We start from the raw sequence: 20821 nt of genomic DNA, 5'->3' as shown, positions 1-20821 counted from the left end.
GCTGCGATTCTTTGCGATGTCGCGGCGTTCTGCTACGAGGACGAATACGGATCCCGGATCCGTGCGCCATCTACTGAGCAACAGCAACTCTGCGTTCTTTGTTCCTGAGTCGCAAACACATGTCATTGATCACAGCCTGATACGACTTTGCGCCAAAGATTGCGGAGCCGGCGACAAAGGTGTCGGCGCCGGCGGAGGCTATCTCGCTGATATTGTCGACCTTGACGCCACCGTCGACCTCCAGGCGGATCGTGCGACCTGTCCGTGCAGCGTGCAGGTCGAGCAATGCGCGCGCAGCAACCAGCTTGTCGAGCGTCGAAGGAATGAAGGACTGGCCGCCAAAGCCCGGATTCACGGACATCAGCAGTACCAGATCGAGCTTGTCGATCACCGGTTCGATCATCATCAGCGGCGTCCCCGGATTGATAGCGAGGCCTGCCTTGCAACCGTTGTCCCGAATCCGTTGCAGCGTGCGATCGACATGCCTGGTCGCTTCGGGATGAAAGGAGATGAGTCCCGCGCCGGCCTTCGCGAACAAAGGCACGAGTGCATCGACGGGCTCGACCATCAGGTGCACATCGATCATGGCATCGCCGGTATGGGGTCTGATCGCACTGCACACCTCCGGACCGATCGTAAGATTCGGTACGTAGTGATTGTCCATGACATCGAAATGGATCCAGTCGGCGCCAGCTTCGAGCACGCTGCGAACTTCTTCGCCCAGTCGTGCGAAGTCTGCGGAAAGGATACTCGGCGCGATCACTGGTGACTGCACGGATGAGGGTGTCGTCATGTGAAGCTCCTGACGTGGTGCGTCTGCTCATCGAACCCCAAATGATCCAGAAGCTCGGCAAACGCGTGAAGTTGCGCGTCCGGCGCCGGCACATTTGGCCCGCCGTATCCATAGTCGACGTACAAACATCGCACCCCCGCGGCGTGTGCAGCGGCGACATCGAAGCCAGAATCTCCTACGACAACCGCGTGCTCCGGACGAAGCTGATGTCGTTCGAGACAGTGTTGCACGACGATCGGATCGGGCTTGCGTGCGGCGAGTGTATCGCCACAGACGATCGGATCGAACCATCGCTGGAGCCCGTGGGCCTTGAGTAATGGGTATGCAAACCGTTCCTCCTTGTTCGTGATCAGCGCCAGCTTCACTCCTGCCGCATGCAAGGCTGCGAGTGTCGAGGAGACGCCGTGGTACACCGTGCTATCACTGGCACGGTCGCTCAACAGATAGCAGGCATATGCCTGCATCAGGCGATCCATCGCGCCTCGCTCCGCCAGACGGCTCGATTCGTCCGGCTGCACGTGTGCCCTGCTTTGTGCCAACGCCTTGGCAACGGTCGCACGTGCGCCTTCACCGATCAGGTTGCGTACCTGGCCCAGCGAGAGCGAAGGCCGCTTCTCTCCAGCAAGCGCGTAGTTCACGGCTGCCGCGATGTCCGGCGCAGTGTCCACGAGCGTTCCGTCGAGATCACAAATCACCAGCTTGGTCCTCATGCGTAGGCTACAGGCTCATGCGTGCGTTGTTCGGCGCCGATGAACTTGAGCACGCAGCGTGCAATCTGCTGCGGTGTGAAACCGAAGTGTTCATACAGGACGGGGCCGGGAGCAGATTCTCCGAACGTGTTCACGCCGATGACATGCCCTTCCCTGCCCACATACTTGCGCCAGAGATCCGGCTGTGACGCTTCGATCGCGATAATTGGCAGATCCCGCGGCAGCACACTCTCGCGATAGAGATCATCCTGCCCATCGAATCGACTCGTGCACGGCATCGAGACCACGCGCACGTCGACGTTCTGTACCGCCAGCAGTTGTCTTGCTTCGAGCGCGAGATGCAGCTCCGATCCTGTTGCGAGCAGCGTTGCGCATGCATCCTCGCTTTCGTACACGACGTATCCACCCCGCCGGATCTGTTCCAGATCGTCAGGCCGACGCGCGCGAATCGGCAGGTTCTGGCGGGACAGCAGCAATGCAGTCGGACCCTCAGTACGAGTGACTGCTGCGTCCCATGCCGCGAGCGTTTCGAGCAGATCGGCGGGACGCCACACATCCAGATTCGGAATCAGTCGCAACGACGGTGCGTGCTCGATCGCCTGATGCGTGGGTCCATCTTCGCCCAGGCCGATGGAGTCGTGGGTAAACACGTGAATGACGCGCTGTTTCATCAGCGCGGCCATGCGCACGGCATTGCGGCTGTAATCGCTGAACGTGAGGAACGTGCCGCCATAGGCAATGAAACCGCCGTGGAGACTCATGCCATTCATCACCGCGGCCATGCCGAACTCACGTACGCCGTAGCTCAGGTGATTGCCGGCACGATCCCGTCCTGCCGTGACACAGCCTTTGAAGTTGGTGAGGTTGGACGCCGTGAGATCGGCGGATCCACCGAACATCTCCGGCAGTCCCGGAGCGAGCCTGTCGAGCACCATCTGCGATGCTTTGCGGGTCGCGATCGATCCAGTCTGCAATGCGAGTTCCTCGGCGGCGCTCATCAGTGCCTGCGCATAGCTCGCCGGCAGATCGCCGCGCATGCGCCGTTCGAACTCGGCGGCCAGATCAGGATAGCGGTCGCGATAGCGTTCGACTGTCTTGCGCCACTCGTCGTGCAGGCGTGAGCCCCGAACACGCCCATCCCATGCATCGCGGACCTCGTCCGGGATCGCGAAGGGTGGATAGTCCCACTGGAGTGCTGCGCGCGTTGCGCTGACCTCCTCCGCTCCCAGCGGCGCGCCATGCGCTTCGTGTGAGCCGCTTTTGCCCGGCGATCCGTGCCCAATGACCGTCTTGCAACAGATCAAGGTGGGCTTTCCGTCCGTGTGCGACGATTGATCGATCGCTGCACCGATCGCCGCATTGACCGCATCGGCATCGTGTCCATCCACCTGCAGCACCTGCCAGCCATACGCGCGAAAGCGAGCGGGCGTGTCGTCGCGGAACCATTCAGATACGTGGCCATCGATGGAAATGCCGTTGTCGTCATAGAACACGATCAACTTCGACAATCGCAACGTGCCCGCGAGACTGCACGCCTCGTGGCTGATCCCTTCCATGAGGCAGCCGTCACCGAGAAACACGTACGTTCGATGATCGACGAGATTGCAATCAGCTCGGTTAAAGTGTTGTGCGAGCAGCTTCTCCGCAAGCGCCATGCCGACTGCATTGGCGAGTCCTTGCCCGAGCGGCCCGGTCGTCGTCTCGACGCCAGGCGTCAGTCCCGTTTCAGGATGACCCGGTGTTCGTGAGTGCAGCCGGCGGAAGCGCTGCAATTGAGCCAGAGGCAAGTCATAGCCGGTCAGATGCAGCAACGCATACAGCAACATCGACGCATGGCCGTTCGACAAGACGAAGCGGTCGCGATCGGGCCATTGTGGGTCGGCCGGATCATGCTTCAGCCAGGTCGACCACAGCACCTCTGCGATGTCGGCCATGCCCATTGGCGCGCCTGGATGTCCGGACTTTGCTTGCTCGACCGCATCCACGGTGAGCATCCGTAGCGCATTCGCTTTGCGACGGCGTAAGTCATTCATGCGATCCACCTCATGCGCGACGTTTCATGTCTTTCAGGCGAAGAATCATGGGCGTCAGGATCAGCTGCAGGGCCAGACCCATCTTGCCGCCCGGCGCACACAGACTGTTCGGCCGCGTCATCCATGATCCCTGCAGCATCGACAGAAGGTAGGGAAAGTCGATGCCATGGGGGTCGGTGAAGCGGATGATCACCATGCTTTCATCGGACGACGGGATGTCGCGTGCAATGAACGGATTGCTCGTATCCACCGTCGGCACGCGCTGGAAGTTCACATGCGTTCGCGAGAACTGCGGACAGATGTAGTTCACATAGTCCGGCATGCGCCGCAGGATCACATCGACCACTGCTTCCTGCGAGTAGCCCCGCACCGACTTGTCGCGATGGAGCTTTTGAATCCATTCGAGATTGATGATCGGTACCACACCGATCAGCAGATCGACATGCTGTGCGACGTTGGTCGTCTCACTCACGTAGGCGCCATGCAGGCCTTCGTAGAACAGCATGTCCGTGTCCGCATCCGTTTCGGCCCACGCGGTGAACGTCCCAGGATCCTGCCTGTAAGGCGCGGCTTCGGCAGGATCATGGAGATACTTGCGGATGCGACATTGCCCGGTCGCGCCGTATTGTTTGAACGTTGCCGCCAGCTCATCGAGCAGATTCGCATCCGGACCGAAGTGGCTGAAGTTGCGCTCGCCGCGCTCCTCGGCATCCTTCATCGCGGCGCGCATCGCCGCCCGGTCGTAGCGATGCAACGAATCGCCTTCGATGATCGCCGCCTTGATCTTCTCGCGACGGAACATGTGATCGAAGCTGCGCATCACGGTCGTGGTGCCGGCGCCCGAAGAGCCGGTGACCGCAACGATTGGGTGTTTCGCGGACATGGCGGCTCCTCACGCGTCGATACGCAACAATGAGCGCTCTGCAAAGAGCGGCGAGTAATAGGGCTTGTCGATTCCCGCCGCGTGCTCCACGTGATAGCGCTCGATGCGTTCGACCTCATTGCGGGAACCGAAGATCAGAGGCACACGCTGATGCAGGCTGTCCGGCACGACTTCCATCATTCGGCGCAAGCCGGTCGATGCGGCACCGCCCGCCTGCTCGACCAGGAATGCCACCGGATTGGCTTCATACAGCAGACGCAGCCGCCCGGCCCGCTGCGGATCTTTCGTGCCGTAGGGATAGAGATAGACGCCCCCGCGCATCAGGATGCGATGCACGTCCGCCACCATCGAAGCAATCCAGCGCATGTTGAAGTCGCGTGTACGAACGCCAGTCGCGCCGGCCTTGCACTCGCTCACATAGCGTTTGATCGGGGCCTCCCAGAACCGTTCGTTACTGATGTTGATGGCGAACTCGGATGCATCGGGATCGATCGAGAGATTGGGATGCGTGAGGATGAAGTTGCCGATCTCTCGATCCAGCGTGAAGCCGTGGGTGCCCTTGCCGATCGTCAGCACGAACATGGTCGACGGGCCGTACAGTGCGTAGCCGGCCGCCACCTGGTTCGTGCCGCATTGCAGATAATCGGCAGGCTGCGGCTGGCCGGAGCCTTCGTAACGCAGCACCGAAAAGATGGTGCCGACGCAGACGTTGATCTCGATGTTCGACGAGCCATCCAGCGGATCGAACACGAGCAGATGGCTGCCCCGCTGAATCTCGAGCGGGATGTCGAGAGGATTCTCGTTCTCCTCCGACAGCATGCCGGCGATCTGTCCGCTCCACTCGCAGTGATCGACGAAGATCTCGTCCGCGAGTACATCGAGGCCATGCTGCTCCTCGCCCTGAACGTTCACGCCGCCGACCATTCCATGTCCGCCGCCCAGGACGCCCTTCCCTGCCACTGACGAAATCGCCTTGACTGCGGCCGCAACGTCGATCAGCAGCGCGGCGAGCTCACGCTGTTCCGCATGACAGTGCTCGATGAGAAACTTCGACAGCGTCGTCCGACCCGAGTACAAGCGCATGACCTTCTCCTTCTGACGATCACATGGCCGCTTTCTGGAACACTCGCGAGGACAGCAGATCCCCGGCGTCGATCAAGGTCAGCTCGTTGATCGACGCGCGCTCGCCTTCCATCGCCCGCGCGAACAGTCGGTTGGCCTGGCGCAGCCGCGCACGATCCAGCGCATTGCGAATGGAGCGGGCGTTGGCGAAATTCGGCTGCTGGATGCGATGTGCAACGTAGCGTTTCATCGCCTCACAACTGTTGCTATCGAATCGGTAATGCATGCGCTCGACCATCAGCTCCGCGATCTGCAGCAACTCCGCCTGGCTGAAGTCCGGGAACTCGATGTGATGAGCGATGCGCGAATGAATGCCCGCATTCGCACGGAAGAACGTGTCCATGCGATCCTTGTAGCCGGCAAGGATGACGACGAGGTCGTTGCGATCGTTCTCCATGGCCTGCAACAGAATCTCGATGGATTCCTGACCGTAGTCGCGTTCGTTCTCAGGTCGATAGAGGTAGTACGCCTCATCGATGAACAACACCCCGCCCATCGCACGCTTCAGGACTTCTCGGGTCTTGGGTGCGGTGTGGCCGATGTACTGCCCGACCAGATCGTCGCGAGTGACCGTGATCAACGTGTTCTTCCGCACGCAGCCGAGTCGCTGCAGGATGTCGGCCATCCGCGCGGCCACGGAGGTCTTGCCAGTTCCGGGATTGCCGGTGAAGCACATGTGCATGCTGGGTAGCTCGGATTCGATTCCAAGCTGTGCACGCGCGCGGGAAACCAGCAGGAACGCCGCGATCTCGCGAACGCGTTGTTTCACCGGTGCGAGACCGACGAGTTCGCGATCGAGTTGCTCGATGACTTCACCGACATGGGAGTCGGAGAACAGTGCTTCGAGATCGACGCTCTCTCGCGCTGCCATGTCCTCTGCCGCGGCATTCACGTGCGACCTCGCTCGCTTTCGCGCACGGTCTGCATGGAGTACCGGATCGACCGTCCCTGGGTTTCGGTTCGCGTCAGTCGGAGCTCCGGCTCCTCCTTCGGACGATTGACGATGAAGGACAGCCGTACGGTCTCGAAGCCGCGCGTGGCATCGAATGCATTCAAACGGATGTACTGGCCAGGATGGGCCTTGCGGCAGGCGTTCAGCTCGTACATGACACCGGCCGCATCGTGTACGTCGAACATCGGCAGATCCCACATCTCCCAGTACGTGTTGCGAGGATGAGGATCGTCGGTGAACTCCACCGACATGGCCCAGCCCTGACCAAGCGCATAGCCGATCTGTGCCCGGATCTGCTCATCCGTCAGATCGCGAAGGAACGAGAATGTGCCTTGAGTGATGCGCATGAGTCGCTCCTTCAAACGGCCACGGTCGGAGTCGGGACGAAGTCCACGGTGTCGGTGGAGGTGTAGTTGAACGTCACATCGCGCCAGGTGTCGAGGGCGGCACGCAGCGGCGAGCACCAGCGGGCTGCCCTATCCAGCACCTGCGGACCTTCGTTCCAGATGTCGATGCCTTCGTTGCGTGCCTGCACCATCGCTTCGAGCGCAACGCGATTCGCCTGCGCGCCCTGGGCAATACCCTGTGGATGTCCGATAGTGCCGCCACCAAACTGCAGCACGACATCCTCACCGAGATAGGTGAGTAGCTGGTGCATCTGCCCCGCATGAATGCCGCCGGAGGCCACTGGCATGACTTTGCGCAACCCCGCCCAGTCCTGGTCGAAGAAGACACCATGCATCAGGTTGGCGGGCGTCAGCGGCTCGCGCAGCGTGTCGTAGATGCCGGCGATGACGTTCGGATCGCCTTCGAGTTTTCCGACCACAGTGCCCGCATGAATGTGATCGACACCGGCGAGCCGCATCCACTTGGCAATCACGCGAAAGGCGATGCCGTGATTCTTTTGCCGCGTGTAGGTGCCATGACCTGCGCGGTGCAGATGCAGGATCATGTCGTTGCGACGCGCCCACTTGGCCATGCTCTGGATCGCGGTGTAACCGATCACCAGATCGATCATGACGATCGCGCTGCCGAGTTCCTTCGCGAACTCGGCGCGCTCGTACATGTCTTCCATCGTTGCTGCAGTCACATTCAGATAGTGACCTTTGACTTCGCCGGCCGCGGCCGAGGCCCGGTTTACCGCCTCCATGCAGAAGAGAAAGCGATCGCGCCAGTGCATGAAGGGCTGCGAGTTGATGTTCTCGTCGTCCTTCACGAAATCGAGTCCGCCGCGTAACGCCTCGTAAACGACTCGGCCATAGTTGCGACCCGACAATCCCAACTTCGGCTTGGTCGTAGCACCGAGCAGCGGACGGCCGAATTTGTCGAGACGTTCGCGCTCGACGACGATGCCTGTCGCGGGTCCCTGGAACGTCTTCACGTATGCGACTGGAATGCGCATGTCTTCGAGCCGCAGCGCCTTCAGCGGTTTGAAGCCGAACACATTGCCGATGATCGAGGCCGTGAGATTCGCGATCGAGCCTTCCTCGAACAGATCCAGCTCGTAGGCGATGTAGGCAAAGTATTGCGCCTCGGTATGGGTACCCGGACCGGTATTGGGCACCCGGTCGACCCGATAGGCCTTCGCGCGATACATGTCGCAGGCGGTCAGACGATCGGTCCACACGACCGTCCAGGTCGCCGTCGACGACTCACCTGCCACGGCGGCGGCAGCTTCCTCTGGCTCCACGCCTTCCTGCGGAGTGATGCGAAACAGCGCGATCACATCCGTCTCCTGCGGCTGGTAGTCCGGCTGCCAATAGCCCATCTCGCGATACTTCAGGACCCCCGCGTCATATCGCTTTCTCGCCGGGACCTGCTCTGCTGCTGCCAGTGCTGTGCTCATTGCGCTCACCTCGGATGGTTGAGCACAGGCTGCCGAAAGCATAAGTTAACGTGAAGTCACGATTTCTTATTCGGCAGTTCAGGGATTCCTTATGCTCCCTGTGACATTGCGGCAATTACAGGTGTTCGCGTCCGTCGCTCGACACTCGAGCTTTGCGCGCGCCTCTGAGGAGTTGCATCTCACTGCCCCTGCCGTGTCGATGCAGATCAAGCAGCTCGAGTCGGTCATCGGCTTGCCGCTGTTCGATCGCAGCGCCAACTCGGTCACGCTGACACTCATAGGTGAATACTTTCTCGTGCACGTCCAGCGCGTGCTCGCGACCATGCGTGAAGCCGAGAACCTGATCGGTCGACTACGAAAAGTGCAGACGGGCGTGCTCCACCTGGGGATGCTGACCACGGCCAAGTATTTCGTGCCGCATCTGCTCGCGGGTTTCATGAAGCAACATCCGGGCGTGCAGCCCCGGCTGATCGAAGGCAACCGTGTGGAACTCGTCGATGCGCTCCACCGCAACGAGCTCGATGTCGCGATCATGGGACGCCCGCCGAAGGAACTCGACACACGCGCCGAGCCCTTCGCGATTCATCCACTCGGCGTGATCGCCGCCGCAACGCACCCGCTGGCGCAACTCGATGAGGTCCAGATCAATACCCTCGCGCGCGAACCGTTCATCATTCGCGAAGAGGGATCCGGCAGCCGGATGACGATGGAATCGCTATTTCGCGAGTGGCGCATCACTCCGCCCGTGTTGATGCAAATGACCAGCAATGAATCCATCAAGCAGGCTGTGATGGCCGGCCTTGGCATTGCGTTCATCTCGCTGCACACCGTCGCCGAAGAACTGCGTTCAGGGAAACTCGTCACGCTGCGAGTCGATGAGATGCCGCTGCTGCGCCAGTGGCAGCTGGTGCGTCTCACGGCGCGAGTCATGTCGCCGGTCGCCGAGGCGTTTCGTCACTACGTGATCGAACAGGGCGAAGCCTTCGTTGCCGCATGGTTTCAAGGAATCGATGGTGATCGGCCGATGCGCGGTGAGTGACAGAACTCCGCCCCACCTATTGTCTTGTTACTCGGCCGTGACTCAGCAGCCGTTTCAAACACTCGCTGGTCGATCTTTGTAGGCGGCTGCGCCCGGGACCGTCACGGTAATCACCGTTCCGCCGCCTTCACGACTGTGAATTCGCAGTCTGCCGCCTGGCGCTTGTTGTGACCACGCCGCAGAGGGGATCAACGTGACGGCGATGGTCGTAAACGGAAGGATACGAAGCACCGTGCGATCCTCCGCAACTGTTCTCGATATTCTCGGGATCACCCGGGGGAACGACGAATGGATCAATGCCTCCGGGCTACCCGATCGATTGCAGAGTGTCCTTCACCCATCCGTAGGCCTGCCGCTGACCCCGCTTCAGTTTCACGTCGAGCTTCTGCCCCCTGTAGACCAGGGTGCCTGGCTGGCCGGCAAGACTCGTGATAACGGCTCGCTCGAGCTGGCCTTCAGACCAGCGAAGCTCCACCGAGAATCCACCGCGGGCACGCAGACCCGTAACCGTTCCCTCTGACCATGCCTTGGGCAACGCGGGCAGCAGGTGAATGCGCTGCCGATGCGACTGCAGCAACATTTCCGCGATACCGGCGGCACCGCCGAAGTTACCGTCGATCTGGAACGGCGGATGCGCGTCGAACATGTTTGGATAGGTGCGCGACGGATCGAGCAGCATCTTCAGCACCGCATGTGCGTGATCCCCCTGCGCCAGTCGTGCCCACACATTGATGCGCCAGCCAAGACCCCAACCCGTCGCTTCATCGCCACGGATCGCGAGCGACAGCCTGGCAGCCTTTGCGAGTTCGGGAGTGTCCTCGACGGTGATCTGTTCCGACGGATACAGCGCATACAAATGCGAGATGTGACGGTGGCGCAGTTCGGGTGCCTCGAGATCCCAGTCCTCCAGCCATTCCTGAAGCTGGCCGGCCTTGCCGATACGGTCGGGCGCGAGCCTCGCGCGAACGGCTTTGCATTGATCGCGGAAGCCGGTGTCACCGCCGATGATCTCAGCGGCCACCGCGGAGCGATCCAGGAGATCGCGCAACAACTGGCGATCCATCGCAGGCCCCGCACATAGTGCGGCGTTGAACGGATGCCAGTTCTCGGGTGATATCGAAGGCACGGTGACCAGCGAACCGTCCTGCGGACTTACCGCGAGGGTATCGACGAAGAACTCCACCGATCCCTTCATCAGTGGATAGATCTCCCGCAGGAATGCGGCGTCGCGCGTGAACTCCCAATGATCCCAGAGATTCTGCAGCAGCCACACGCCGCCCATGGGCCAAAGTGAATACTGCGCGCCATCGATAGGCGTGACGGCACGCCACAGGTCGGTATTGTGATGGGCGACCCAGCCGCGAGCGCCGTACATGTCGCGCGCGGCGATCGCCCCGGTGACGGAGATGTCCTTGACCATCCGCAACAGCGGCTCGATGCACTCACCGAGGCCCGCGACGTCGGCCAGCCAGTAATTCATCTCCGTGTTGACATTGATGGTCCATTTGCTTTCCCACGGCGGATGCGGACGCTCGTTCCAGATGCCCTGGAGGTTGGACGGCTGCGTCCCCGGACGCGAGCTCGAAATCATCAGATAGCGTGCGTACTGGAAGTACAAGGCCGCGAGCGCAGGATCCACCGCCGATCCTGATTCCCGAATACGCTGATCAGTCGGTGTGAATGCAGCCTCACTCCCGGTGAGATCCAGCGTCACGCGGCGGAACAGGGTCGCGTAGTCCTCGACGTGCCGGCCGAGCAATTGCGCGTAGTCCGATGAGGCGCTGCGGAGTTGTTGCTGCGTAATGACCTGCGGATCGGCGGAGAGATCGTCAAACCGCCTGTAGTTGGTGGCGATCGCGATACGCACGACGACTTCATCCGCGCCTGCGACATTGATCCCCGCCTCGCCGATGGTTCTCGAACCGCCACGTTGTCCGACCCGCAGCCTCAGCGTGAACTTCGCCCGCCCTTCGATACCGTGCTCACCAGGTCCGATGCCGGACATGACCAGCGTGTCATCGCCCTCGGTGTTCACGCTCCCTTTCTGCATGGACGTCAGCGAGAAGGCGCCTTGAATTCTGCCGGGCCGGTCCGCGGTCAGACGCAGCACGATCACCTGATCCGGCGCAGACGCGAACACCTCGCGCACGAAGCGCGTCTGCCCGGAGGTAAAGCGCGTGCGGGTCACGGCGGTTACGAGATCGAGCTCGCGCACGTAATCGGCGACATTCTCGAGGCCGAAGGCATTGATGAGCACATCGCCAACAGGCTGATACGACATCTGCTTCAGCGGGTTGCTCATCACGTGAGCATTCGCATAGTCCTGCGCCTCGGCGTATTTCCCCGCGAAGATCAGGCGCCGCACTTCGGGCAGCGCAGCCTTCGCCTGCGGGTTGACCGGGTTGTACGGACCGCCGGAAAAAAACGTGTCCTCATTCAACTGCAGCCGTTCGAGCGCGACGCCGCCAAACACCATCGCACCGAGCCGCCCATTGCCCACCGGTAGCGCCTGTACCCATTCTTCGGCGGGCTGGCGATACCACAGGGACAGCGGTTTGGGTGTGAAGCGATCGTCCGATGCTGCGTGAAGCGGCGAACTCTGTGACGCCAGCGCGAGCGCAACCGTGCTGGCCAGCAGATCGCGGCGGGTGATATTGATCGGATCAGTCATCGAGCTCATCCACCTGTCCTGCGGCAACCAGGACGGTCTCATTAATCGCAAGCGCGCGGACACGACGGGCAGACCTGGGCGAACAACCTGCAGTGACTTCGTCCAGCGCGTCTTCCGCCAGGCGTGACCCCTTCTTCACTCGGGGATACGCACCTGCTGCGTCGTCTTGAACGCGGTGGACTGCGTCGGCACACCAGACCCCGGCTGGCCTGATCCCACCGTCACCTGATGCTCGCCCGCGAAGACCTGGCGAACTCCGTCTCGTGTCACAAAGCTCAGATCGCGGGGTGACAGCTCGAACGTGATGGTGCGGCGTTCTCCGGGCTGCAGCGCGAAACGCTGGAACCCTCGCAGCGCACGGCGTGGCGCCCCCTCAAAGACGGGAGGCTGGATATACAGCTGCGCAACTTCGTCGCCGGCGCGATCGCTGGTGTTTCGAACCGTCGTAGTCACACGCACGCCACCCTCCGGGGTGCCGCCAACAGACTCGACCTTCACGGGCGCATATTCGAAGGTGGCATAGCTCAAGCCGTACCCGAACGGATAGACCGGCGTGCCTTCGAAGTAGCGATAGGTGCGCCCTTTCATCGAGTAGTCATCGAACCCGGGCAGATCAGAGACGCTGCGGTAGAAGGTCAACGGCAAGCGGCCCGCGGGATTGACGTTGCCGGCGATGACGTTGCCGACCGCGAGCCCGCCAGCCTGGCCGGGATACCACGCTTCGACGATGGCTGCGGCATGCTCTTTCGCCCACGACAGATCGAGCGTGCTGCCATTCATCAGCACTACGATCAGCGGCTTGCCCGTGGCTTTCGCCTGCTCGAGGAGCCTGCGCTGATCGGCCGGCAGATCGATCGAGGTCTTGTCACCTCCCGTGAATCCCTCGATCTCGAGCTTCATCTCCTCGCCTTCCAGATCGGAGGTGAGTCCAATCGCCGCAACGAGGACATCGGCCTGGTCCGCGGCGGATTTCATGTCCACCTCGGGCTGTGTCGACACACGCTTCCAGAGCAGTTCGATCCCCGCCAGCAGCAGCGCATCGTTCGTCACACGCAGTGGATAGCGCTGACCTTTCCTGAGCTCGATGCTGACGAACTCCGAGCGTGTTCCCCACGGCTTGTGCCGATGCTGTGCGATCACCTTGCCGTCGAGCATCACTTCGGCGTTCGTCCCCTGCAGGCCCAGACGATAGGTTCCCGTCTCCGGCGGCACCAGATAGCCCGTCCACACGACGCGGTAGTAATCAGTGAGTCGCGAAGATTCCTTGCTGCGCAGGGCAACCCCGGGCTCGACCCGGGTCATCGTCGGCTGATCCTTGAACGTCACTTGAGCAGTGCGCTCTCCGAACTCGGCATGATTCGCATACGGCGCCGCAGGCGCTTGCACAGGTTCGAAGTAGTCGGCTCGCAGACCCGGCTTACCGTCCGGTGTGCGCAGCGCGCTGACAGGAATCGGATCGCCATCGGTAATCGAGGCACCCCAGGGCACGTGCGTCACTACCGCGCTGGGTAGCGCGCGCCGCAGCCCCTCGACCAGCGAGATGGGTGGACTCGAGAGCTGTGATGAGTAGTTGCCTCGCAGTACGCGCGTGGCATCCGCGTGTGGGCCGATCACCGCGACGCGCCTGATATTCTTCAGAGGCAGCACGCCGTCATTCTTGAGCAGGACCAGACTTTTTTCCGCACTTGCGAGTGCCAGCGCATCGCGGGTCGGGGACGTGATCGTCGGTCCCGAGATGCCCGGAGCGCGAGACACCAGCCCCGGCAGATCGCCGTTGCGATATCGCGCGGAGAACAGGCGAATGAGCGCGCGGTCGATATCTTCGTTGCTGATCAGCCCGCGCTCGTAAGCTTGCAGATAGCGATTGCCGAGACCGCCGATATCGAACAAGGTGGCGGTGTTGCATTCATTGTCGACGCCCGACTTCAACGCGACCGCTACGGCAACGACGGAGTCCGGCGCATATTTGTGGTCATCACTGATGTCCTCGACCGCATCACAGTCCGAAACCACGTAGCCCTGGAAGTTCCAGGCCTGCCGCAAGCGCTCCTTCAGAAGCAGATCGCTCGCGCACGCCGGCTGTCCATTGACGCGGTTGTAAGCGCACATGATTGAGCCGGCGCGACCCTCGACGATCGCGGCGCGAAATGCCGGCAGGTACGTGTCCTCGAGATCGTGAGGCGATACGAAGACGTTGGCTGAATGACGCGTTGATTCCGGGCCGCTATGTACCGCGAAATGCTTTGGCGATGCAATGACGTATGGTCGATCGGGGTCCGGCCCTTGCGTGCCGCGCACGTATGCCACACCGAGTTGTGAAGTGAGATATGGATCCTCGCCATACGTTTCCTGCCCACGGCCCCAGCGTGGATCGCGGAAAATATTGATGTTGGGCGACCAGGTGTCGAGGCCGGTGCCGATGCGACCGAGTCGTCCGGTCCTGCGCCCCATCGCGTGCAGGCCGCGAACCTCTTCGCTGATGGCGGCCGCGACATCGTGGAGCAGCGCGGTGTCAAACGAGGCAGCAAGGCCAATCGGTTCCGGAAAGTTGGTCGTGGGTACTCCGCCCAGTGCACCGTGCAAGGACTCTGTCCACCAGTTGTAGGCCGGAATCTCCAGACGTGGAATCGCGGGTGCCACGTTGAGCAACTGATTGACCTTCTCATCCAGCGTGAGCTGCGCGACCAGGTTCGCTGCCTTCTGGTCGGCTTTTACCCGCAGTGAAGCATCATCGGCCCCAGACCCAACGACCGGCGTAGCTCCTGCAACGATCAGAAATGCCACGACCGCTCGCAAGCGACACCGCATCTGCATACCTGCCTCTCTTCTGAAGTTCGTTGCAATGAATCCTGGACACGGGCGGCGGGATTACCCGCCCAGATTGGCGCGTCAGTTCGACGATCGATGTCTGCTTTCCCAGTGCCGCGTTCGTGTTGAAGTTGCGAGCCCGTGGTGTGCGACGGCGACCTTGGCACAATTATATATGTCTTACAATATGACGCGACTCGGGTCGTGCCGAAGAAGAATCGGAAGTCTTCGCTCGGACCGAACTGTCGCGTCGACAGGAAATCTGTAGGCGGATTCAGGCCACTGGGTCGATGAAGCAGTTGATCGACAGCCTACCCGTCAATGGATCTGCATCAGGAACGAAGTCCTTATCGATGCTTCCTGAATGCAGCGAGTTTCGCCGGTAGATTAGAATGCGATTGAAAACGCCTGGGACGCTCGCGATCTGTTGGAAGAGATCCGTATCGGAGTTGATGTAGCCGGCAGGAAGTGATTGCGGTTCGCGCAGCAGCTGCTCGATGTGCTGGTAATAAACCTCCTTGCGTGAGGCGTCGATGGATTCGAATCCAGTCGCGCGGTGGCGATAGAAGGCGGTGCCGCCAAGGTTCGCCTCGAACAGGTAGTGCACGGTTGCGAGGCCACGACCGTCGGTCGAATCGACATGCGGAATGCGTTGCAAAGGCTTCAGCTGCGCGGCCGGTGTCGTCACCAGCGAGTAGTGACACATGGGGAACGCGAGCGACCTGCCGGTCAGACCGAAGAAATCGAACAATGTTCTCTGCAGACGACCGCGAAACAGCTGCTGATAAGCCAGCGGCGCCTCGGTACGCATTCCAGGGTAGTTGATGCCGCCCGAACGGAATTGTCGTGCAGCCGCCCTGCGCACCAGGCGCTGCGGATCGGCAACGAAGTTGTCGATCACCAACAGTGGCGCCTTCTCGGCACCGACGGTCAGCTGCTCGATGCGAAAATCCGGATTCAGGTCGAGAATCATGGCGATCGCGAACCTCGAACGCTGTTACGCGACAGCGACCCCGTGGCACATGAGCTGCAAACCCCTGCTCCTACCTGTTCACAACCCAATGCGTCGACGCCGCCGCTGCCTTCGCGACCGACCAGATATCGTCACTCGCTTTGCAGTATCGATTCAGAAAGTCGCCATGCGACGGCAACCGCTCCATTGCATGCTGGACCGGCTTCCTGAGCTCGCTCAGGAAGCGCTGGAGCTCCGCATCTGTCATTGCTCTTGGCAACAAGTGTGGCTGGCGCGGCTTGATGCCCTGCCCCATCAGAACGTGGGTCCACGAGTCGATGCGGAACAGTTCGCCATCGCCCTGCCACGCATGCCCGCGTTCGCGAAAGATCTCGATCCGGTGGGCCAGCGAGTCGGGTACGACCATCTCCCTGCACTCGCGCCAGAACTCGGTATCGGTGCGCTCGTTCGCGTGATAGTGCAACACTACGAAGTCGCGAATGTGTTCTATCTCCTTGCGCGCGAGATTGTTGTACTCGGCCATCAAAGCCGGCGTCACGCCGCCGAACGGAAAGAGATGAACGAGCCGCACCGCGGCCGTCATGATCATGTGAATGCTGGTCGACTCCAACGGCTCGATGAACCCGCCCGCAAGACCTACTGCGACGACATTCTTGTTCCATGCCTGCCGCCGGCGCCCGGTACGAAACCTGATCACTCGCGGCTGCGTGACCGGCTTGCCTTCGACTGCGCCCAGAAACTTCTCCGTCGCCTGCTCAACGGACATGTGTCGACTGGAGAACACGAAGCCGTCGCCCACGCGGTGCTGCAGCGGAATGCGCCAGCGCCAGCCCGCTTCATGAGCGATGGCACGTGTGTACGGATGTGGCGGCGCGACGGGTTCTGATTGCAGCGCGACTGCTGTATCGCAGTGCAGCCACTTGCTGTAATCCTCGTAGCCCGTCTGCAGCGTCTGTTCGATCAATATTCCGCGGAAGCCAGTGCAGTCGATGAACAGATCGCCCTCGATGGTCATTCCTGATTCCAACTCGAGCGCTTCGATGAACCCTGATTCTGGGTGCTGCCTGACGTGCTTGATCTTGCCTTCGATACGGGTAACGCCGTAACGCTCGGACAGCTTACGCAGATATCGCGCGTATATTCCGGCGTCGAGGTGGTAGGCGTAGTTGATTTTCGAATCGGGCGAAGTTGCGAACTTCTGCTGCTCTGCCGCCTGATGCTCCAGACAGTACTCGCCGAACTCCGACTGCATGCCCCTGGCAAGACTATCCAGCCAGAAGTGATGAAACTCGCACGACCAGCTGGACTGGCCAGTGATGCCGAAGGGGTGGATGTACGACTCGCCCTGCTTGCGCCAGTTGTCGAACAGAATCCCCAGCTTGAACGTCGCTGCGCACGACCGCATGAACTCCTGCTCGTCGATCTGCAGGAAGCGATTGAATGCGCGCATCGGCGGGACGGTGGACTCCCCGACACCGATCGTGCCGATTTCCTCGGACTCGACCAGCGTGATGTCGATCAGCCCGCGAAGCTGATTCGACAGCGCCGCCGCTGTCACCCAGCCTGCGGTACCGCCGCCGGCAATCACAACCTTTCGAATTTCTTTAGTGCTCACGCGTAAATCCCCCGCACACTGACGTCATCCGCAAGGATGCTTTCGTGTGCAATCAGTGATTGAGCTTGTTGATCAACATGGCGCGGATCTGCCGTGCCCGCGCATCGTCGATCGGATCCAGGATGCCTCGTGCTCGTTCCGGCAGATGCTCTACGGCATGTTGCGCCGATCCGAACACGTAGTAGTCGAAGACCTCCCTCCATGCCTGCTTCTCGCGCTCCGGACGATGGCGTAATGTCCAGAGAGCGTGATACAGCACGTTCATCGGCGTCGGAATGTATGCGGGCATGCTGCTCCACCAGTAGTTCACTAGCGCATTGAACGAGCTGAGACCCTCGACGTGATGCCACCACATGCTGGGAATGAAGACGGCGTCGCCGGGCTCCAGCACGGCAGTCAGCCCCGCATTCAGCGCCTCACGAAAGCGCGGATGCTTTTCGAAGTCTGGATTGTCGAAGTCGACGACACTGATCGCCTGCCCGCCCGGAGTAGGCTCCAACGGGCCTGGATACAAATTGAATATCTGCTCAGGCGGAAACAACGTGAATCGTCGACGTCCGACAGCACAGCAAGCGATGTTGTTCGGCGCATCGTAATGACAGGAGGCGATCGTCCGATTGCCGATCCAGATACCCGGCGGCGGATCGATGCCATGCGCTGCGAAATCCAGCTGATTCTGCGAACGAAATCCCGGCAGGCAGGAGTCCACGAGCAGCGATGCCACGTAAAAGGTGGGCGGCCGCTCATCGTTCAGGTGTGATTCGATTTCGCTCAACACCTTCGACAGCGGATCGCGCCGCACTGTCGTATTCAGATCCGTGAAATCCTCGTTGTAGAACGGTCGCCCGGCTACATGCGGCTCGCCAAAGTTGTATTGAACAGGCTTGCCGTTATCGAAGGATTGCAAGTAGCGCATCGCTGCCGCATCCGACTCCAGACCTGCGCGTACGAGCGCCCAGTCGCTCACGAGCCCCTTCAACACCGCAGGCTGTCCCGACGCAAGCAGCTCATCGAGCGGCAAGGCGTTGCCTCGACAGCCCTCTATGACCCTGATTTTTCCAGCGACCTCGACCATGAATCCGTCAATGCCTGGCTGCGTTGTCAACTGAGCATGAGTATAGGCAATTGCTCGCCAAAAATGCTCGCGCAGCGGACTTATCGCGACGCCCCATGAAGGCAGATGTGCAGCTATTGTCGCCGAGCCCTCGCATGTAGTATTTCGATGTCATGAACATCACAGACTATCTGCTCGTGCAGACAGGCGCGAATTGGGGAAAACTGCTCGGCTTCTGGATACCGCCATTACCACCACGCTTCTCTCTGTGGCTCGTCAATCTCCTCGGCGACGTCTTTGTCGTCACTCAGGACAACGCCGTGTCGCGCCTCGACGTTGGCAACGGCAGCTGTGTGGTGGTGGCGCGCAATCGCGAGCACTTCGCGCAGTTGCTCGATTCTGGCCACGCCAACGACTGGCTCAGGCTGCAACTCATCGATGAATGTCGACGTGCTGGCATGACGCTCGGAAGGCACGAATGCTACGGATTTCGTCTCCCGCCTGCGCTGGGCGGCAAGTATCAAGTCTCCAATCTCGCACCCACCCATCTCGCAGTTCACTATTCCTACCAGGCCTATATCTGCAAGCAGAGTGACGTCTACTGGATTCCGCCCGATTGAAGATCGAGGATACATGGAGCCCTCCTCTTACGCCTGCATCTTCGCCGCGAGAAATGTATTGATCGACAGCCGTCCCGTGCGCGGATTCGCGTCAGGCACGAATCCCCGCGCGACGTTGACCGAGTGCAGCATGCTGCCACGATAGACCAGCATGCGATTGAACACGGCGTCGTATCGTGCAATTCGTTCGAATAACGGCGTGTCGCCGTCGACGTATTGAGCGGGCGGCATACCCACAGTCCTGACCTCGGCGTTGACGCTGCGCATATAGCGCTCCTGCATGTCTGCAGTGACGATCTCCGTGCCCGTGCTGCGGTGGCGATAGAAGGATGTGCCGCCGAGATCACAGAGGTAATGAAGCACTGCAATCCTGTTCTGGTCGGCGGAGTCGAAATGCGGGACCCGCTGGAACGGGAGCAGCTTGTCAGGAGGCGTCACGACGAGAGAGAACGTCGAATCGGTGATCACCAGCTCACCCGCCAGATCGAACGTAGTGCGGATGAGATCGCGCAGTCTCGTCACGGTCGAGTGGGCATACTCCGGCGGCGCCGAAGACCTGACGCCTGGATAGTAAAGCGACCGCACGCTGTAATCCGTCCGTGCTGCCGCTACCTCGATCAGCGCCTGCGCGTCCGGCCGCGCGTTGTCAATCACAAGAACTGGCGCACGGCCGTTACCGATGTAGTCGACGCGGTGCTGCACGAAATCACACCCCGATCACGCGATCATTGGACATTCGAGGAGCGACCCCGGGCACGCCTCGTGGAACCTGCTTCTGGCCAACGGGAATCCCGCGGAACGAGCGCCGTAAAACGCAAGATCGGATCGCGCAATAGTCCTGCAACGGGCTCTAACCATTGGCAGCCTGCACCCCGCGCCGACGCTGCTTCATGGCCATGAGCTTTCTGACATTGCCGTGAGAAGCGACGACGAAGAACGCGAGTTGCAGGAAGCCTGCCTGATTCAGTTTGTAGAGCGAGGTCGCGTCGAGGTCTCTCAGCTTCTCCGGGCTGACAGTATGCAAGCCGGTCAAGCCGTATGCTTCCTGCTCATTGAGCTTGATTTCAACCTTCACAGGCTCGATCAGATTCATCGCGGTGAAAGCCGCGAACATTGCCTTGGCAACTTCCAGACCATCGTGGATATCACGCAGCACCGCTGCGATGTGGCCGAGATACGGTGTATTGCCTCCATGCGGCAGGAATGCGGGTTCTCCCTCGACCTGGCTGACGCGAGGGTGATCCAGGTCCACATGGATGACCGGTTCCTTGCGAATCTCCCCATCGATCTGCCGTTCCTGGAAACCGATCAGAAACGGCCCCCGCGCGACGACCGCCGGCAGATACACGGCGTTCCAGCGGTTGTTGTCGAGAAACAGATTTTCATTCTTCTCGAAGCCGAGCAGAGCAACGGCATGATATTCGCCCGTGTCGCGATCGCGGCGAAAGAAGATCGGATACTCCTTCTGGATCTCCGCGAACTCCGTCGGACAAGTCAGAACCGTCCCTGTGTTGTCACCGAATTCAGCGCCGTAGCGCGTAATCACCCGCAGATCCTTGTGGGCAACGTTGTTCAGCATCACGTATTGAGGCATCTGCAAACTCGACAGCAATGGCGGCTACGGATTATCCCTCCGAGCGTTCTTCGATCAAAGTCGCGGTTCGATGTTTCGGGCGTCCCTTCACGGAAGAGAGGCCGCTGC

Annotated in this window: 17 protein-coding genes; 2 read left to right on the top strand and 15 right to left on the bottom strand. The window is 60.8% G+C overall.

Going from position 1 to position 20821, the window contains the following annotated elements:
• Positions 1–70: 70 nt before the first annotated feature.
• Genes rpe through VIZ63_RS07075 form a run of 8 tightly spaced genes read right to left on the bottom strand, consistent with a single transcriptional unit; the run spans position 71 to position 8339 of the window.
• Positions 71–793, bottom strand: a complete 723-nt coding sequence (gene rpe / locus VIZ63_RS07110; protein ID WP_349261146.1) for a ribulose-phosphate 3-epimerase — start codon at positions 791–793, stop codon at positions 71–73.
• Positions 790–1503, bottom strand: a complete 714-nt coding sequence (locus tag VIZ63_RS07105; RefSeq protein WP_331608843.1) for an HAD-IA family hydrolase — start codon at positions 1501–1503, stop codon at positions 790–792. Before VIZ63_RS07105 ends, rpe begins: the two co-directional genes overlap by 4 nt.
• A complete protein-coding gene (gene tkt, locus VIZ63_RS07100) occupies positions 1500–3536 on the bottom strand; it encodes a transketolase (protein ID WP_331608842.1) in 2037 nt (678 codons plus the stop codon). The genes VIZ63_RS07105 and tkt overlap by 4 nt, the downstream gene beginning before the upstream one ends.
• 10 nt (positions 3537–3546) lie before the next feature.
• Positions 3547–4419, bottom strand: a complete 873-nt coding sequence (locus VIZ63_RS07095; RefSeq protein WP_331608841.1) for a phosphoribulokinase — start codon at positions 4417–4419, stop codon at positions 3547–3549.
• A gap of 9 nt (positions 4420–4428) precedes the next feature.
• Entirely contained in the window at positions 4429–5496 is a 1068-nt protein-coding gene (locus tag VIZ63_RS07090; RefSeq protein ID WP_349261151.1) for a class 1 fructose-bisphosphatase, read from the bottom strand.
• A gap of 25 nt (positions 5497–5521) precedes the next feature.
• The gene (cbbX, locus tag VIZ63_RS07085) at positions 5522–6412 is read right to left on the bottom strand and encodes a CbbX protein (RefSeq protein ID WP_349261150.1); all 891 of its coding nucleotides are present in this window, start codon (positions 6410–6412) and stop codon (positions 5522–5524) included.
• Positions 6413–6429: 17 nt separating this feature from the next.
• Positions 6430–6840 carry a ribulose bisphosphate carboxylase small subunit gene (locus VIZ63_RS07080; RefSeq protein ID WP_331608838.1) on the bottom strand — a complete coding sequence of 137 codons (411 nt, stop codon included), beginning with the start codon at positions 6838–6840 and terminating at the stop codon, positions 6430–6432.
• Between the two features lie 11 nt (positions 6841–6851).
• Positions 6852–8339, bottom strand: coding sequence for a form I ribulose bisphosphate carboxylase large subunit (locus VIZ63_RS07075; RefSeq protein WP_331608837.1), 1488 nt, complete (start codon positions 8337–8339; stop codon positions 6852–6854).
• Positions 8340–8430: 91 nt separating this feature from the next.
• Between VIZ63_RS07075 and VIZ63_RS07070 the strand changes: the two genes are divergently transcribed.
• A complete protein-coding gene (locus VIZ63_RS07070) occupies positions 8431–9378 on the top strand; it encodes a LysR family transcriptional regulator (protein ID WP_331608836.1) in 948 nt (315 codons plus the stop codon).
• A 307-nt stretch (positions 9379–9685) separates the two neighbouring features.
• Here the strand turns inward: VIZ63_RS07070 and VIZ63_RS07065 are convergent, their stop codons facing one another.
• The 5 genes from VIZ63_RS07065 to VIZ63_RS07045 form a co-directional block, all read right to left on the bottom strand.
• Positions 9686–12058 carry a glycoside hydrolase family 95 protein gene (locus VIZ63_RS07065; RefSeq protein ID WP_331608835.1) on the bottom strand — a complete coding sequence of 791 codons (2373 nt, stop codon included), beginning with the start codon at positions 12056–12058 and terminating at the stop codon, positions 9686–9688.
• 126 nt (positions 12059–12184) lie between these two features.
• Positions 12185–14863, bottom strand: coding sequence for a glycoside hydrolase family 3 C-terminal domain-containing protein (locus VIZ63_RS07060; protein ID WP_414703778.1), 2679 nt, complete (start codon positions 14861–14863; stop codon positions 12185–12187).
• Between the two features lie 268 nt (positions 14864–15131).
• The gene (locus tag VIZ63_RS07055; protein WP_331608833.1) at positions 15132–15830 is read right to left on the bottom strand and encodes a DUF6445 family protein; all 699 of its coding nucleotides are present in this window, start codon (positions 15828–15830) and stop codon (positions 15132–15134) included.
• Between the two features lie 70 nt (positions 15831–15900).
• The gene (locus VIZ63_RS07050; RefSeq protein ID WP_331608832.1) at positions 15901–17445 is read right to left on the bottom strand and encodes a tryptophan halogenase family protein; all 1545 of its coding nucleotides are present in this window, start codon (positions 17443–17445) and stop codon (positions 15901–15903) included.
• 52 nt (positions 17446–17497) lie between these two features.
• Positions 17498–18520, bottom strand: coding sequence for a cupin-like domain-containing protein (locus tag VIZ63_RS07045; RefSeq protein WP_331608831.1), 1023 nt, complete (start codon positions 18518–18520; stop codon positions 17498–17500).
• 152 nt (positions 18521–18672) lie between these two features.
• Here VIZ63_RS07045 and VIZ63_RS07040 point away from each other — a divergent pair, with 152 nt between their 5' ends.
• Complete coding sequence (locus VIZ63_RS07040; RefSeq protein ID WP_331608830.1) at positions 18673–19119, top strand: T6SS immunity protein Tdi1 domain-containing protein; 447 nt, start codon at positions 18673–18675, stop codon at positions 19117–19119.
• 27 nt (positions 19120–19146) lie between these two features.
• On the opposite strand, the gene VIZ63_RS07035 is transcribed toward VIZ63_RS07040, so the two are convergent.
• Together VIZ63_RS07035 and VIZ63_RS07030 are read right to left on the bottom strand one after the other, a co-directional pair.
• Positions 19147–19821, bottom strand: a complete 675-nt coding sequence (locus VIZ63_RS07035; RefSeq protein ID WP_331608829.1) for a DUF6445 family protein — start codon at positions 19819–19821, stop codon at positions 19147–19149.
• A gap of 148 nt (positions 19822–19969) precedes the next feature.
• A complete protein-coding gene (locus VIZ63_RS07030; RefSeq protein WP_331608828.1) occupies positions 19970–20713 on the bottom strand; it encodes a SapC family protein in 744 nt (247 codons plus the stop codon).
• Positions 20714–20821 lie beyond the last annotated feature (108 nt).

The organism is Povalibacter sp. (assembly GCF_036520495.1).
Lineage (GTDB): Bacteria > Pseudomonadota > Gammaproteobacteria > Steroidobacterales > Steroidobacteraceae > Steroidobacter.
The sequence above is the reverse complement of the archived record's forward strand: the minus strand, read 5'-3'. Positions and strand labels throughout refer to the sequence as shown.